The sequence below is a fragment of the Blastomonas sp. SL216 genome, assembly GCA_026625625.1.
Taxonomy (GTDB): domain Bacteria; phylum Pseudomonadota; class Alphaproteobacteria; order Sphingomonadales; family Sphingomonadaceae; genus Blastomonas.
The window spans coordinates 2,297,628-2,311,115 of record CP113055.1; the positions used below are offsets into that span (position 1 = coordinate 2,297,628).

Consider the following 13,488-nt stretch of genomic DNA (forward strand, 5'->3'; position numbering starts at 1 on the left):
CATTGATTATAGCCAAGGCCATGACCCAAGGCGCTCATCAAGGTCCCACCCCGGCCACCGGCTGCTCGTTGCCTTATGGTAGCGGCCCGATGGCGATGAGCGCCGGCGAGAGCGCGGGTCCGAAGGCGCATGCGCGATCCGCGCCGCGCCGGGCGGACCCGCGCTTCAACGCCATCAGCGAATCTCCCGAATTGCAGCGCATGGCGCTGGTCGCGGCGCTTTCGGTGCTGATCGCGGGATGCTCGGTGCTGCCAGAGGGCCGCACCCTGTCGCGCGCCCCGGTGCAGCCGCCCGCGCGCAGCATGCAGGCCGCGCGGCCTGCGCTCGCCGCGCCGCCGGTCAGGGAAACCCGCCAGTGCATCAGCCAGCTGGCTCAGGCGCAGGTGCGCTTCACCCCGGTGCCGGACCAGACCTTTGGCGCGGGCTGCTCGCAACTGGGGAGTGTGCGGCTTTCGACCATCGGCCTGATGGAGACCGGACGCGGGCGCAGCGAACTGGCGATCAGCAATATCGGCCCGGTCCGCTGCGAACTGGCGCAGCGCTTTGCCGGATGGGCGCAATTCGGCATCGCTCGCGCCGCAGAGCAGATGCTGGGCAGTCCGCTGGTCAAGATCGAAACGATGGGCAGCTATGCCTGCCGCAATATCGCCGGGTCGCTGAAGCTTTCACAGCATGCCCATGCCAATGCCATCGACATTGCCGGGTTCGTCCTGGCCGATGGTCGCCGCATCACCGTCAAGGACGGATGGAATGGCAGCAATCAGGAGCGCGCGTTCCTGCGCACCATCCATGCCAGCGCCTGCAAGCGCTTCGGCACGGTACTGGGGCCGGAATATAATGCGGCGCACCGCGACCATCTGCACGTCGACATGAGCGGCCAAGGCTATTGCCGATAGCCCCTGCGCCCATTAATTGCGGGCGATGACTAACAAAGACCTGACAGAGCCGCGGTTCCGCCCCGCCGCCGAAGACGCCCGCACCGCCGAACGCGCCGTGCACGATACCCCCCAGACCCAGGACCCGGCCTATCGGCTGGCCTTTGGCGACACAGAATTCCTGTTGCGCCAGGAACTGCGCCCGGTCCGCTTCCAGCTGGAATTGCTGAAGACCGAGATGCTGCTGGAAGAGGCCGGAATCGGATCCACCCTGGTCATTTACGGCTCCGCCCGCATCCCCGCCCCCGACAAGACCGAAGGCCTGGTCGAAGGCGCGCGCAGCCCGGAGGAAAAGAAGGTAACCGAACGTCTGGTGGCCAAGGCGAAATATTACGAAGAGGCGCGCAAGCTGGCCCAGCTCGCCAGCGAATGCGGCGTGATCGAGGATGGCAAGCGCCAGTTCGTCGTCTGCTCGGGCGGCGGCCCGTCGATCATGGAAGCGGCCAATCGCGGGGCTGCCGATGTCGGCAAGGATTCGGTCGGGCTCAACATCGTCCTGCCGCATGAGCAGGCGCCCAACCGCTATGTCACCCCGCACCTGTCGTTCCAGTTCCACTATTTCGCGCTGCGCAAGATGCACTTCCTGCTGCGCGCGCGTGCAGTCGCGGTGTTCCCCGGCGGCTTCGGCACGTTCGACGAGTTTTTCGAGCTGCTGACACTGATCCAGACCGGCAAGATGGCGGCGATCCCGATCGTGCTGTTCGGCAAGGACTTCTGGAACCGCGTCGTCAATTTCGAGGCGCTGGCCGAAGAAGGCGTGATCTCGCCCGGCAATCTGGACCTGTTCAGCTTTGTCGAGACCGCAGACGAAGCCTGGGCCAAGATCCGCGCATTCTACGACCTGCCCTGCGGCTGAAAGGGTTTACTGACCCAGTTCGACACTGCGCCTGGCGGCAGCGGCCATCGCCTCTGCCACCAGCCGGTCGAGCGCGGCGTCGGCATCGAAGACGTTGAGCGCCGCGCGGGTGGTGCCGCCGGGGCTGGCGACGCGTTCGGCGAGCTCGGCGGGGGTTTCGCTCGACAGGTGCGCAAGTTCGGCAGAGCCGCGCACCATCGCCATGGCAAAGCGCGCCGCCTGATCGTCGGGCATGCCCAGCGCTTCTGCGGCCTTGCCGAGCGAATCGATGAAGCGGAACAGATAGGCCGGACCCGATCCGCTGAGCGCGGTGACAAGGTGCATCTGCGCCTCGTCCGCCAGCCATTCGGCCGTGCCAAGCATCGCGAACAGCGCCTCCAGTCGGGCGCGGTCATCGTCTGCCAGCCCCTGGGCGAACAGCGCGGTCACCGATTGGCCAATGCTGACCGCCATATTGGGCATGATTCGCGCCACTGCGCGCGCACCGGGCAGTGCCGCGCGGAGGCCTGCGCACTCGACCCCTGCGAGCATCGAGACCACGAGCGTCGGCGACAGATCGATTGCTGCGAGCTGCGGCGCGACATCGCCCAGCATCTGCGGCTTGATGCCAAGCAGCAGCCAGTCGGGCGCCGCGATGCTGGCATCGATCGCCGTCAGGTGGCGCACACCATCGGGCAGATCGCGCGGCGAGGGATCGACCACGGTGACGCTGGCGGGATCAAGCCCCTGCGCAAACCAGCCGCGCAGCATGGCACCGGCCATATTGCCCGAGCCGACCACCAGCAGCGATTGGGGGAATGGATTGGGCACAACTACCACCTCTGTCCAGATGACCAGGCAAAATCCATCTCGTCACCCCCGCGAAGGCGGGGGTCCCGCTTCTGTCTCAACCCATCGGAAGGAGCGGGATTCCCGCGTTCGCGGGAATGACGGTACAAGCTAATCCGGAGATCTCGCTCAAGCCTCGCCCTGCGTGTCGATCAGCGCGGCGGCCAGCGCCTCTTGCGGGCTCTTGTCGCCCCAGAGGATGAACTGGAACACCGGGTAGAAGCGGTCGCATTCGTCGATCGCGGCTTCGACGGCGAGCTGCGCCTGGTCCAGCCCCAGCATCGCATCGCTGCCCAGCATCATGCCGTTGCGATAGAGCACCACGCCGCTGTTCGACCAGATATCGAAATGGCCCAGCCAGAGCTGCTCATTGATCAGCGCCAGCGCCTCGCACACCGCGGCAAACTTGTCATCGGGCACGCGGATATCGGGCATGGCAAGCAGCTGAAGCACATTGTCCTCGTGCCGCCAGATCGCGCGCAGCTGATAGCTGGTCCAGCTGCCCTTGACCTCGGTCAGCAGCTCGTCTTCGCCGACCATTTCGCACGGCCAGCCGCGCGCCTCGAACAGCGCGGCCAGCATGTCGACCGGGGCGGCTTCCTCCCGATCCAGGTCAAGCTGCTGTTCGTTCATGAAATTCCTTTCGCGCCCCGTGGCACAGTTTCCAAGATGACCCGATGCCCGGCTGCGCGCAATGGGCGGAGGGTATGGCACCCTCCGCCATGTCGTGAACTTTGTTCAAAAACTGTGGATAAGCAGGGGTAACGGGGCCTTACTCGCTGCCACCTGCGCTCTTGGCAGCCAGAGCCGCTTCCAGCGCCGCAATACGCGCGGCAAGGCTGTCAGCCTCTTCGCGGGCCTTGGCCGCCATTTCCTTGACCGCCTCGAACTCGTCACGGCTTACGAAATCGAGCCCGGCGATCCATTCGCGGGTCCGCTCGCGCGCGCTCTCGCCTGCCTCGCGGCTCATGCCTGCGACAGTACCGGCCAGGCCGTTGATGAACTTTGCGAAATCGCCGCCAAATTCGGACTTGTTCTGCATGATAAACTCCTTGGAGGGAGACGCGTCACGCGTCCTTGCATCCCGTAATTCTAGCATGTGGGGACCGGATGCGCCAACCGCAACCGCGCGTTACTGGCCCGGCGGGGCGAGCTGAATGCGCTGCCCCTCGCGCGGCACGACCAGCTGCTCGGCATCGGGGTTCAGTTCGTCGATCTGCTTGTTGAGCACCGAGGCAAAGCACAGCCAGGCGAGATACGGCACCATCAGCCAGGCCGCCAGCGGGCGGATGCGGCCGAAGACGATGGTCGTGGCAAAGGCCGCGACGAACACGCCAACAATGAGATAGAACCCGCCCGTGACCTGATGCATGCGGAAGAAATAGACCGGCCAGGCAAGGTTGAGCGCCAGCTGGACGAAGAACAGCAGCACTGCGAGGCCGCGCAGGCGGGCACCGCGCGCGGTGACCACGACGGTCACGGCCAGCCCCATCATGACATAGAGGATCGACCATGCCACGCCAAAGGCCCAGCCCGGCGGCTGCGAGGCCGGCTTCTGCAGCGCCTGGAACCAGCGATTCTCTTCGCCCGAGCCGGAGAAATTGCTGATTCCAAAGCCCAGCAGCACGACCAGCGGGACAAACAGCAGGGCCCAGCGCAGAAATGCCAGGCGAAGCTGCGCGGGAGAGGCAATTTCATTCATCGAGGCGGATTCTCCTGCCCGCAAAAGGGCTTGGTGCTTCGCATATCGGATTCATCTGGCACGCGCCAGCGTGGTTTACCATCGCTTTGCGTACCGGTTCGGGTCAGCAACTGCGTCCCTTTTGCGCGGCGACAAGGAACTCGATATTGCCGCTTGGCCCCGTAATGGGGCTTTGTGTCAGCCCCGTGACCGGCCAGTCGATGCTCTCCAGCCATTGCATCACGCGGTCGCACACCGCTGTATGCAGGGCGGGATCGCGGACGACACCGCCCTTGCCGATCTGGTCCCTGCCCACCTCGAACTGCGGCTTGATCAGTGCGGCGAGCCATGCGCCTGCCCTGGCGAACGACATCGGCACCGGCAGCACCTTGTCGAGCGCGATGAAGCTGGCATCGCACACCACGATATCGATGGGACGCGTGATGTGCGCGTCGGTCAGGATGCGCGCGCTGGTCTGTTCATGCACCGTCACCCGGTCATCCTGGCGCAGCTTCCAGGCGAGCTGGTTGGTGCCGCTGTCGACCGCGAACACATGCGCCGCGCCGCGCGTCAGCAGCACATCGGTAAAGCCGCCGGTGGAGGACCCCACATCGATCGCGGTCATGCCGGTAACGTCGATGCCGAAATGGTCGAGCGCATGCGCAAGCTTGATGCCGCCACGCGACACCCAGGGATGATCGCGCCCGCGCACCTCGATCGCCGCATCGCTCATCACCGTCTCGCCCGCCTTGGCGACCTTGCGCTCGCCGGCAAAGACCAGCCCGGCCAGGATCAGCGCTTGCGCGCGCGAACGGCTCTCGGCCAGGCCCCGATCAACCAGCAGCTGATCGATACGCGTCTTGCGCGGCTTGTCCGAAGATGGGCGGGGATTGTGCTCTGCCATGAGGGCGGTTCTTACCGGCGTGCACGGCGTTTTGCGAGCGCGAGATGATTACCCGGAAAAAAATGAAATACAAGACTTGCCGTTGCCCCGGCGATGATTCAAAACAGTCATGCAAGGAATACAGATCGTCACAAACCCGCACAAATCCGGGTTTTTGCGAATGGCCCTTCACTTGGTTTCAACATAGCGAAAGGAGGTGATCCGATGTCTCATGGTTCAGCAAGAGGGTCGGTCAAGTCCATTCGGAGTGTTCGCGGCTGATAGCCTTCTGCCCTTTGGTCAGGGCAGGCGCTTGAACAAGCGCGACATACACTTCGAAGGCGGCACTTCCGGCCGCTGACCATGTGATGGGCCGTGCAGGGGGCTGTGACTCCCGGCGGCCCCTCTCATTTCATGGCACCCCGAGCGTTGAAGCGTCATGCTCCGCCGGGTTTTGTTTTTTCCCGCATCGTTGGCACCGTTCGGCACACCCGAATGCTCTCTCCCCTTCAGGGGAGAGATGCGAAGGCTTATCAGTTCTGCTGATTAGCCGCAGCTGAGAGGGGCAAGTGCAGCGCAATCCCCCCTCCCAAACCCTCCCCCCTAAAGGGGAGAGGGCTTCACCACCGAGCGCGATCCACAAACCATAACACCCCTCCCAGCAAGGGAGGGGCCGGGGGTGGGTAGGCGCGCGCAGCGCGCCAGCAAGATCGCATCCAGGCGCCGACCCACCCCTAACCCCTCCCTTTGAGGGAGGGGAACGCACATCACTGCAATCTTGCGCTCCCAAACTTCTCTAACCACCTCCGCTCATCCTGAGCCGCGGGCTTTAGCCCGCGAAGTCGAAGGACCCGCGCCGACGCTGGCCATATAGCGCGGCCTTCGACAAACTGAGGCTGAGTGGATGGGGATGTCAGCTTTGGCGATATCTTGTAGGATACCCGCCAATCAGCAAGCAACCCCGTTGCTGCCATTAAGCGAAGCTGCCATACTTCGAGAATGAGGCTTTATTTAGCGATCAGAGATTGGGTCGACCAATGCCTGGCTGGTCCGCGGGCCATGAGCATAGCGGACGTCCCGTTGGTACTTCCTGTGCTACTTCTCGCGATAGTAACTCTAAGCCTCTTGCCCCCGTCAGTTGCCGTCGGAATCCTCTTGGTTGCTGGAACCCCATGAGTTGCTTTTGTTTCATGGCGAGGTTGGAGGTTGGGCAAAACTGATGCACTCAAGCGGGACCGTCGCGAGAAAATGGCCGAGAAGAACGAGCCGGAAACTTTATGATTTTTAATGTAACTAGCCTTTCCGCGCGTTGGCAAAAAACCACCCAGCTTCCGACATTGCTGCAATCAAAACAGCGTGCCGAAAACAGACATGACCCGAGGCCGCAGAACGCTGCGGCCTAACGCTGTCATGCCGTAACGTTAGGCGGTCCGGCGATCACCCCCGGACCCGCCAAGCCCTCAACCCAGCTTCTGCGCGATCAGCGCCTTCAGATCCACCGACGAGCGTGCCCCGAAGTGCGAGATGATCTCGGCAGCCGCAATCGCACCCATGCGCAAGCTGGTTTCGACATCGCGGCCCTGCGCCTGTCCGGCGAGGAAACCGGCGGCGAACAGGTCGCCCGCGCCGGTGGTGTCGACGACCTTGTCGATCGGCTCGGCGGCGACGGCATAGCGCTGGCCTTCATGGATCGCGATCGCGCCGTTTTCGCTGCGGGTGACGACAAGGGTCGGCAGCTTGGCCGAGACGGTGGCGACTGCGGCTTCGAAATCATCGACTTCAGCCAGCGAGCAGATTTCCGCCTCGTTCGAGAACAGGATGTCGATCTGGCCCTTGTCGAGCAGATCGAGGAAATCGGCGCGGTGGCGGTCGATCACGAACGCGTCTGACAGCGTGAAGGCAACCTTGCGGCCTGCCGAGCGGGCAGCGTCGATCGCGGCGCGCATCGCGGCGCGGGGCTCTTCCGGGTCCCACAGATAGCCCTCGAGATACAGCACTGCCGCGTCCTGGATCATCGTCGCATCGAGCGCGCTGGCGGGCAGGAACTGTGAAGCGCCCAGGAAGGTGTTCATCGTGCGCTGGCCGTCGGGCGTCACCAGGATCAGGCAGCGCGCGGTCGGCACATCGTCACCGGCGCGGACGGGCGTCGCGTAGTCGATGCCCAGCGCGCGCACGTCATGCGCGAACACTTCGCCGAGCTGGTCGTCGGCGACCTGGCCGATGAACGCGCACTTGCAGCCCATGGCCGCCATGCCGGCCAGCGTGTTCGCCGCCGAACCGCCGCTGATTTCCTGCGCCGGGCCCATCGCCTGGTAGAGCGAGGTCGCGCGGTCGGCGTCGATCAGCATCATGCCGCCCTTGGCTAGGCCTTCGCGCGTCAGCAGGGCATCGTCGGCAGGGGCCATCACGTCGACAATGGCATTGCCGATGGCGAGGACGTCAAAACGGGGGCTGGTCATCAGGCAAGCACTTTCACATCTGGCGGGAAGAAGACTGCCCGCGCGCCTATCGACTCGGGGCCACGGGTTCAAGCCCGAATGCTGCGCGATTGACCGGGCGGGTGAATTGTCCGACATCGGCCATGATGCTGAACGCCTTTTTCAAGAGCCTGGGCCAGCTGGGCGACCGCGCGATCCTGGGCGCCCTTTTCTGGACGATCATGCTTGCGCTGCTGGTCTTTGCCGCGACCGGCTGGGCGCTGTGGCAGGGGCTGGCCTGGGCGACGGCCGCATATGGCGGCCCGCTTTCGGACTATGCCGCATGGACAGGCGTGCTCGCCGCGATCGCGACGATCATCGCCTTCTGGTTCTGGTGGCGCGTCGTGGCCATCGCGGTGCTCCAGCTGTTCGCCGACCGCATCGTCATCGCGGTCGAGCGCAAGCATTATCCCGACGCCGCCGCCAGCGCGCGCGACCTGCCGATCGGGCCCTCCATCGCCATGGCGCTGCGCAGCCTGGGCCGGGCGCTGCTCTACAACGCCATCGCCCTGCCCTTTGCGCTGATCCTGCTGTTCACCGGGGTCGGCGCACCGATGGTGTTCTTGGGCGTAAACGCGGTGCTGGTGGGGCGCGATCTGGACGAGATGGTCGCCGCACGGCACCCGCATCTGCCGCTGGCACAGACTTCCCGGACCAGCCGTTTCATACTCGGGCTGTGTGCCAATCTGCTGCTGCTGGTGCCCTTGGTCAATCTGCTCGCGCCGATTATAGCCGCCGCGATGGCCACGCACCTTTTTCACCAGCGCGCGGCCGGGGGGAAGGTCTGATGCGTTATCCTGTCCTGCTCGCGCTCAGCGCCGGGCTGGCCGCCTGCGCGGCCCCGCAAAAGACGGTCGCGCCGGTGCGCCCTACCCTGCCCGCGCGCAGCACCACGCTCAACGTCAAGGGGCTGGAGGCGGTGCTGGGCAAGGGCCAGCGCGACCTGGAAAAGCTGTTCGGCCAGCCCCGGCTCGACATTCGCGAGTTCGATGCCCGCAAGCTGCAGTTCGTGGGCAATGCCTGCGTGCTCGACGTGTTCCTGTATCCCGAAGGTTCAGGCGGCGCGCAGATCGCCACCTATGTCGATGCCCGGCGCAAGGATGGCCAGTCGGTCGATCGCGCTGCCTGTGTGGACGCGCTGCGCAAATAGCTATTCGGCAGGTTCAGACTGCACGGCAGCGGGCGCTTCGGCTTCTTCGGCGGGCTTGTCCTTGGCCGCCTTGCGATCGGTGAACCAGATCGCGAAGATGCTGAGCTCGTACAGCAGGATCAGCGGGATCGCGAGCATCAGCTGCGAGACGACATCGGGCGGGGTCAGCACGGCGGCGACGATGAACGCGGCGACGATCATGTAGCGCCGCACGCTGATCAGCTGCGCACGCGAGACGATGCCCGCGCGGTTGAGCAGCATCAGCAGCACCGGCAGCAGGAAGCTGATCCCGAAGGCGAGAATGAACTGCATCACCAGCGACAGATACGCATCGGTGCTGGGCAAGGCCTCGACCGAAAGCCCGCCCGATTCCCCCTGGAATTGCAGGAAGAAATGGAAGGCCGTGGGCATCACGACATAATAAGCCAGCGACGCGCCTGCGGTGAACAGCACGGGCGTCGCCAGCAGGAAGGGCAGCAGCGCGCGCTTTTCCTGCCGGTACAATCCGGGCGCGACGAACGCCCAGAGCTGGTTCATGATCACCGGGAACGACAGGCAGAAGGCCGCAAAGATCGCCACCTTCACCTGCACGAAAAACGCTTCGTACAGCTTGGTATAGACCAGCCGTCCGCCGCCATCGCCAAAGGCTTCCTTCAGCGGAACGACAAGGAACGAGAAGATGTGCTCGGAAAAATAGAAGCAGATGCCGAAGGAGATCAGCAGCGCGATGACGCAGCGGACCAGCCGCTGGCGAAGCTCGATCAGGTGATCGAGCAGCGGCGCGCGCGAGGAATCGATTTCGTCTTCGGGCGTGCTCATCGCTCACCCTCGGTGGCAGGCTCGGCCGGCGCCGCAGCTGCGGGAAGCGCAGCGGCAGGCACAGCCGCGGCATCTGGCAGCGGTTCCATCGCAGGCGCAGGCGAAGCTGCCGGCGGGGGTGCGGGAGCGGCGGCTGGATTGGCGGCGGCATATTCGCGCATGATGCGCTCGTTATCCGCCTTCCACTTCTTCTCCATTTCCTCCAGCTCGACCTCGCGCACCATCGCGTCGATGCCGCTGCGGAAATGGCGCGCCATGCCCTTGGCCTTGCCGATCACCTGCCCCACCTTGTAGAGCGCGCGCGGCAAGTCCTTCGGGCCGATCACCACGATCGCCACGATAATGATCATCAGCAATTCGGTCGATCCGATGTCCATCATGACATGGTCACGCCTTCATGCAGCGGGTGGCGACCCGGCGAATCGGATCAGCCCGGCTTGCGCTCTTCGGTGCTGGTCGCGGTGCCATCGATGGTGCGCGCCGGGGGTGCCTCGATCTGAGCGACCGGGCGCTTGGGCTGAACGGGCTCGTCCTCATCGTCGGCCATGCCCTTCTTGAAGCTCTTGATGCCCTTGGCAACGTCACCCATGATCGAGGAAATCCGTCCGCCGCCGAACAGCAGGACGATGATGATCAGCACAATTACCCAGTGCATCAGGGAGAAGGATCCCATGGCAAATCTCCTGAAAGCCTGGCGGCTATCTAGTCCCCCTCGACCGGCTTTTCCAGCAATGAATCGGATTCGTCCGACGAACGGTCATCCTCGCCATCGCCATAGTCGGTCGCCAGCGCGCCTTCGAGCGCCAGATCGACCGGATCGAGCAGGCCTGCGGCCTTGAGGTCCTCCAGCCCGGGCAGATCGCGCCTGCTGCCAAGGCCGAAATGGTTTAGAAATTCAGGCGTGGTGGCATAGATGAGCGGCCGTCCCGGCACCTCGCGGCGACCGGCAGGCGCAACCCAGCCCTCTTCCATCAGCACGTCGAGCGTGCCCTTGCTGACCTGCACCCCGCGAATCGCCTCGATCTCGGCCCGGCTGACGGGTTCGTGATAGGCGATGATCGCCAGCGTCTCGGTCGCGGCGCGCGATAGCTTGCGCGTCTGTTCGGTCTCGCGCCGCAGCAGCCAGGCGAGGTCCGGCGCGGTCTGGAAGTGCCAGCGCCCACCGCGTTCGACCAGCTCGACCCCGCGCCCGGCATAATCGGTCACCAGCAGGTCGAGCGCGCCTGCAATATCCGCATCGTCGCCGATCTGCGCGCGCAGCTGCTCCAGCGTTTGCGGCTCAGTCGCCGCGAACAGCGCCGCCTCCACCGCGCGGACGGTTGCATCGGGCCCGGTCATCCCGCCTTGCGCACCTGCAGCGGCGCGAACGCTTCTTCCTGCGCCAGCTCGACCCGCCCCTGCCGCGCGAGCTCGAGCAGCGCCAAAAAGGTCGAGGCCCTCGCCGAGCGCCGTAGCTGCGGATCGGCCGTCTCGGGCAGAAAGGCGCTGAGCTCGGTCCAGTCGAGCGCCGTGCCGAGCATGAACGACAGCCGCGCCAGCGCATCCTCCAGCGTCATCACCCTGCGCGACTTGACCATGTGCACCACCGGCTGGCTGCGCAGCTTGACCCGGCCATAGGCGCTCAGCAGATCGAACAGCGAGCAATCGTGCCGGGTGCGGGTGAGCAGCCGCAGCCCTTCGGCCTGGCCATGCGCGAACACATCGCGGCCCAGCCGGTCGCGCCCCAGCAGCCGCGCCGCCGCCTCGCGCATCGCCGAAAGCCGCTGAAGCCGCAATTGCAGCCGCAATGCGAGCTCTTCGGGTGAAGGCTCGACCTCGGGATCGCCGGGCAGCAGCAAAGCCGATTTGAGATAGGCGAGCCAGGCGGCCATCACCAGATAATCGGCGGCCAGCTCCAGCTTCAGGCTGGTCGCGCTCTCGATAAAGCCGAGATACTGGTTGGTCAGTTCGAGGATCGAGATCTGGCGCAGGTCGACCTTCTGCCGCCGCGCCAGATCGAGCAGCAGGTCGAGCGGGCCTTCCCAGCCATCGACATCGATTAGCAGGGCTTCGGCAGCGGCGGTGGCGGCGGGCACGGGTTCGCGAAAGAAGATATAGTCACCGCCGGACGGGTCGAGCGCCGATGGCGGCGCGCCGGTGATGAGGTCGGCTTCGTTCACGCCAGCGCCAGCAGCGCATCGCGCCGGGCGATCAGATCGGCCTGATGCGACCAGTCGGTGACCGGGTTGATCGCTGCCCGCGCCCGGTCGAGCCGCGCGCGCGAAACGTCCGATATATCGGGCAGCGCGCCTGCGATCCCGACCATCTCGTCCATCCGCGCCCAGCAGTTGAGCGCGATGTCACAGCCCGCCTCGACCGCGCGCGCCGCGCGATCGGGCACCTCGCCGGCTAGCGCCTTCATGTCGAGATCGTCGCTGAGCAGCAGTCCGTCAAAACCAATGCGCTGGCGAATGATGGTCTCGACGATCCAGGGCGAATGGGTGGCGCAGCGTTGCTTGTCCCACGCCTCGAACAGGATGTGGCCGGTCATGCCGATTTCGGCCTGGTTCAGCGCGCGGAACGGGGCGATGTCCTGTTCGAGCTCTTCCTCGTTCGCGGTCACGCGCGGCAGTTCCATATGGCTGTCGACCATGGCGCGGCCATGGCCCGGCATATGCTTGATCGTACCCAGCACCCCGCCCCGGCGCAGCCCGTCGAGCACCGCGCGGCCCAGCGCGGCGACGCGCAGCGGCTCCTGCCCCAGCGCGCGATCGCCGATGGCAGGCGTGCCGCCGGGAATGGCGACATCGAGCAGCGGAAGACAATCGACCGTGATGCCGACCTCGGCCAGGTCGAGCGCCAGCGCCTCGGCATTGATCCGCGCGGCCTCGATCGCGCTGGCCGGGGCGACATCGTACAGCCGGTCGAATGCGCCGCCGGGCGGAAAGGCGAGCCAGTGCGGCGGCTTCATGCGGCTGACCCGCCCGCCTTCCTGATCGATCAGGATCGGCAGCCGGTCATCGCCGTGCAGGTCGCGCAAACTATCGGTCAGCGCCCGCAGCTGTTCGCGCGTGTCGATGTTGCGGCCGAACAGGATATAGCCCGCAGGTACGCTATCCCTGAAAAAGGCGGCTTCATCGGGCGACAGGTCATGGCCGGCAAGGCCGAAGATTACGGGCTTCATGCCCGAAGGTTTAGGGCCAGAGCGACCCCGAAATCAACGCACGACGAGGCAGTTTTGCCCAGCTTTCTTGAGCTGGTCGCAAACCTGGTTCGCCCTGGCGGGGGTATCGAGCACCACGCTCAGGCGGAACACGGTGCCGCCATCGACCGTGGCCTGGACGATGCGGCGGTTGAGGCCCGACAGCACCTCGTGCCGCTGGGTCAGCTTGCCCCAGCCGTCGATCGCGCTCGCCTCGTCGGTATAGGCGCCCAGTTGCACCAGCGCGCTGCCCGCCGGCGGCGGCGCGCCTGCCGCATCGGCAAGCTGGCCGGTCGGCTGCTCGCCCTGGCTGACCGCGAAGCTTGCATCGCCGGTGCCTTCGACCTTCTGTTCCTGGCTGTCCTTGGGGCGAACCTTGTAATCGCCCTTGGGCGCGGCGATCAGGCTGCCATCGCCTTCGGGCGCAGCGCCCGACCCACCCAGCCAGTAGATCGCGGCCAGCACGATCGACAGGCCGACCAGGCCCATCAGCATGAAGCCGAGGATCTTGCCCGTGCTGCCGTCGTTCGATGGCGCATCATCCACCGATTCCAGCCAGGGCAGCCGGTCATCATCGGTGTCCAGCCCCAGCGACTGGTCCTGCAGCCCGTCATCCACCCCGTCGTCGTGCCGATTGCTCATCCATCCGCCCCATATTCGCGCAGCCGCCCCGCCGGG

The 13,488-nt window shown here is 65.3% G+C and carries 17 protein-coding genes; 4 read left to right on the top strand and 13 right to left on the bottom strand.

Annotated features, from left to right (window positions below; genetic code table 11):
• Positions 1 to 89: 89 nt before the first annotated feature.
• Complete coding sequence (locus tag OU999_10825) at positions 90 to 896, top strand: extensin family protein (protein WAC22254.1); 807 nt, start codon at positions 90 to 92, stop codon at positions 894 to 896.
• A gap of 25 nt (positions 897 to 921) precedes the next feature.
• The gene (locus OU999_10830; GenBank protein WAC22255.1) at positions 922 to 1,791 is read left to right on the top strand and encodes an LOG family protein; all 870 of its coding nucleotides are present in this window, start codon (positions 922 to 924) and stop codon (positions 1,789 to 1,791) included.
• 6 nt (positions 1,792 to 1,797) lie between these two features.
• Here the strand turns inward: OU999_10830 and proC are convergent, their stop codons facing one another.
• From proC to OU999_10860, 6 genes are all read right to left on the bottom strand, one after another.
• Positions 1,798 to 2,601, bottom strand: coding sequence for a pyrroline-5-carboxylate reductase (proC, locus tag OU999_10835; protein WAC22256.1), 804 nt, complete (start codon positions 2,599 to 2,601; stop codon positions 1,798 to 1,800).
• 147 nt (positions 2,602 to 2,748) lie between these two features.
• Positions 2,749 to 3,252, bottom strand: a complete 504-nt coding sequence (locus OU999_10840; GenBank protein ID WAC22257.1) for a YbjN domain-containing protein — start codon at positions 3,250 to 3,252, stop codon at positions 2,749 to 2,751.
• A 139-nt stretch (positions 3,253 to 3,391) separates the two neighbouring features.
• Entirely contained in the window at positions 3,392 to 3,661 is a 270-nt protein-coding gene (locus OU999_10845; GenBank protein WAC22258.1) for an accessory factor UbiK family protein, read from the bottom strand.
• Between the two features lie 90 nt (positions 3,662 to 3,751).
• Complete coding sequence (locus OU999_10850) at positions 3,752 to 4,321, bottom strand: tryptophan-rich sensory protein (GenBank protein ID WAC22259.1); 570 nt, start codon at positions 4,319 to 4,321, stop codon at positions 3,752 to 3,754.
• Between the two features lie 103 nt (positions 4,322 to 4,424).
• Complete coding sequence (locus tag OU999_10855; GenBank protein WAC22260.1) at positions 4,425 to 5,204, bottom strand: TlyA family RNA methyltransferase; 780 nt, start codon at positions 5,202 to 5,204, stop codon at positions 4,425 to 4,427.
• Between the two features lie 1,439 nt (positions 5,205 to 6,643).
• Positions 6,644 to 7,642, bottom strand: a complete 999-nt coding sequence (locus OU999_10860; protein ID WAC22261.1) for an adenosine kinase — start codon at positions 7,640 to 7,642, stop codon at positions 6,644 to 6,646.
• A 122-nt stretch (positions 7,643 to 7,764) separates the two neighbouring features.
• Here OU999_10860 and OU999_10865 point away from each other — a divergent pair, with 122 nt between their 5' ends.
• Complete coding sequence (locus OU999_10865) at positions 7,765 to 8,448, top strand: EI24 domain-containing protein (protein ID WAC22262.1); 684 nt, start codon at positions 7,765 to 7,767, stop codon at positions 8,446 to 8,448.
• Positions 8,448 to 8,810, top strand: coding sequence for a hypothetical protein (locus OU999_10870; GenBank protein ID WAC22263.1), 363 nt, complete (start codon positions 8,448 to 8,450; stop codon positions 8,808 to 8,810). Before OU999_10865 ends, OU999_10870 begins: the two co-directional genes overlap by 1 nt.
• Here the strand turns inward: OU999_10870 and tatC are convergent, their stop codons facing one another.
• The 7 genes from tatC to OU999_10905 all read right to left on the bottom strand — a co-directional run bounded on the left by tatC (position 8,811) and on the right by OU999_10905 (position 13,452).
• Positions 8,811 to 9,629, bottom strand: a complete 819-nt coding sequence (gene tatC, locus OU999_10875; GenBank protein WAC22264.1) for a twin-arginine translocase subunit TatC — start codon at positions 9,627 to 9,629, stop codon at positions 8,811 to 8,813.
• Entirely contained in the window at positions 9,626 to 10,009 is a 384-nt protein-coding gene (gene tatB, locus OU999_10880) for a Sec-independent protein translocase protein TatB (protein ID WAC22265.1), read from the bottom strand. The genes tatC and tatB overlap by 4 nt, the downstream gene beginning before the upstream one ends.
• 47 nt (positions 10,010 to 10,056) lie before the next feature.
• A complete protein-coding gene (locus tag OU999_10885) occupies positions 10,057 to 10,302 on the bottom strand; it encodes a twin-arginine translocase TatA/TatE family subunit (protein WAC22266.1) in 246 nt (81 codons plus the stop codon).
• Positions 10,303 to 10,331: 29 nt separating this feature from the next.
• Complete coding sequence (scpB, locus tag OU999_10890; protein ID WAC22267.1) at positions 10,332 to 10,967, bottom strand: SMC-Scp complex subunit ScpB; 636 nt, start codon at positions 10,965 to 10,967, stop codon at positions 10,332 to 10,334.
• The gene (locus OU999_10895) at positions 10,964 to 11,722 is read right to left on the bottom strand and encodes a ScpA family protein (GenBank protein ID WAC25410.1); all 759 of its coding nucleotides are present in this window, start codon (positions 11,720 to 11,722) and stop codon (positions 10,964 to 10,966) included. Before OU999_10895 ends, scpB begins: the two co-directional genes overlap by 4 nt.
• A 62-nt stretch (positions 11,723 to 11,784) precedes the next feature.
• A complete protein-coding gene (gene nagZ / locus OU999_10900; protein WAC22268.1) occupies positions 11,785 to 12,792 on the bottom strand; it encodes a beta-N-acetylhexosaminidase in 1,008 nt (335 codons plus the stop codon).
• Positions 12,793 to 12,825: 33 nt separating this feature from the next.
• A complete protein-coding gene (locus OU999_10905) occupies positions 12,826 to 13,452 on the bottom strand; it encodes an SPOR domain-containing protein (GenBank protein WAC22269.1) in 627 nt (208 codons plus the stop codon).
• Positions 13,453 to 13,488: the final 36 nt, after the last annotated feature.

What these genes read in the sequence shown, in the direction of transcription:
- OU999_10825 (WAC22254.1), top strand. Translation starts at nt 90, where the DNA reads ATGGCGATGAGCGCCGGCGAGAGCGCGGGTCCGAAGGCGCATGCGCGA.
- OU999_10830 (WAC22255.1), top strand. Translation starts at nt 922, where the DNA reads ATGACTAACAAAGACCTGACAGAGCCGCGGTTCCGCCCCGCCGCCGAA.
- OU999_10840 (WAC22257.1), bottom strand. Translation starts at nt 3,252, where the DNA reads ATGAACGAACAGCAGCTTGACCTGGATCGGGAGGAAGCCGCCCCGGTC.
- OU999_10845 (WAC22258.1), bottom strand. Translation starts at nt 3,661, where the DNA reads ATGCAGAACAAGTCCGAATTTGGCGGCGATTTCGCAAAGTTCATCAAC.
- OU999_10850 (WAC22259.1), bottom strand. Translation starts at nt 4,321, where the DNA reads ATGAATGAAATTGCCTCTCCCGCGCAGCTTCGCCTGGCATTTCTGCGC.
- OU999_10855 (WAC22260.1), bottom strand. Translation starts at nt 5,204, where the DNA reads ATGGCAGAGCACAATCCCCGCCCATCTTCGGACAAGCCGCGCAAGACG.
- OU999_10860 (WAC22261.1), bottom strand. Translation starts at nt 7,642, where the DNA reads ATGACCAGCCCCCGTTTTGACGTCCTCGCCATCGGCAATGCCATTGTC.
- OU999_10865 (WAC22262.1), top strand. Translation starts at nt 7,765, where the DNA reads ATGATGCTGAACGCCTTTTTCAAGAGCCTGGGCCAGCTGGGCGACCGC.
- OU999_10870 (WAC22263.1), top strand. Translation starts at nt 8,448, where the DNA reads ATGCGTTATCCTGTCCTGCTCGCGCTCAGCGCCGGGCTGGCCGCCTGC.
- tatC (WAC22264.1), bottom strand. Translation starts at nt 9,629, where the DNA reads ATGAGCACGCCCGAAGACGAAATCGATTCCTCGCGCGCGCCGCTGCTC.
- tatB (WAC22265.1), bottom strand. Translation starts at nt 10,009, where the DNA reads ATGATGGACATCGGATCGACCGAATTGCTGATGATCATTATCGTGGCG.
- OU999_10885 (WAC22266.1), bottom strand. Translation starts at nt 10,302, where the DNA reads ATGGGATCCTTCTCCCTGATGCACTGGGTAATTGTGCTGATCATCATC.
- scpB (WAC22267.1), bottom strand. Translation starts at nt 10,967, where the DNA reads ATGACCGGGCCCGATGCAACCGTCCGCGCGGTGGAGGCGGCGCTGTTC.
- nagZ (WAC22268.1), bottom strand. Translation starts at nt 12,792, where the DNA reads ATGAAGCCCGTAATCTTCGGCCTTGCCGGCCATGACCTGTCGCCCGAT.
- OU999_10905 (WAC22269.1), bottom strand. Translation starts at nt 13,452, where the DNA reads ATGAGCAATCGGCACGACGACGGGGTGGATGACGGGCTGCAGGACCAG.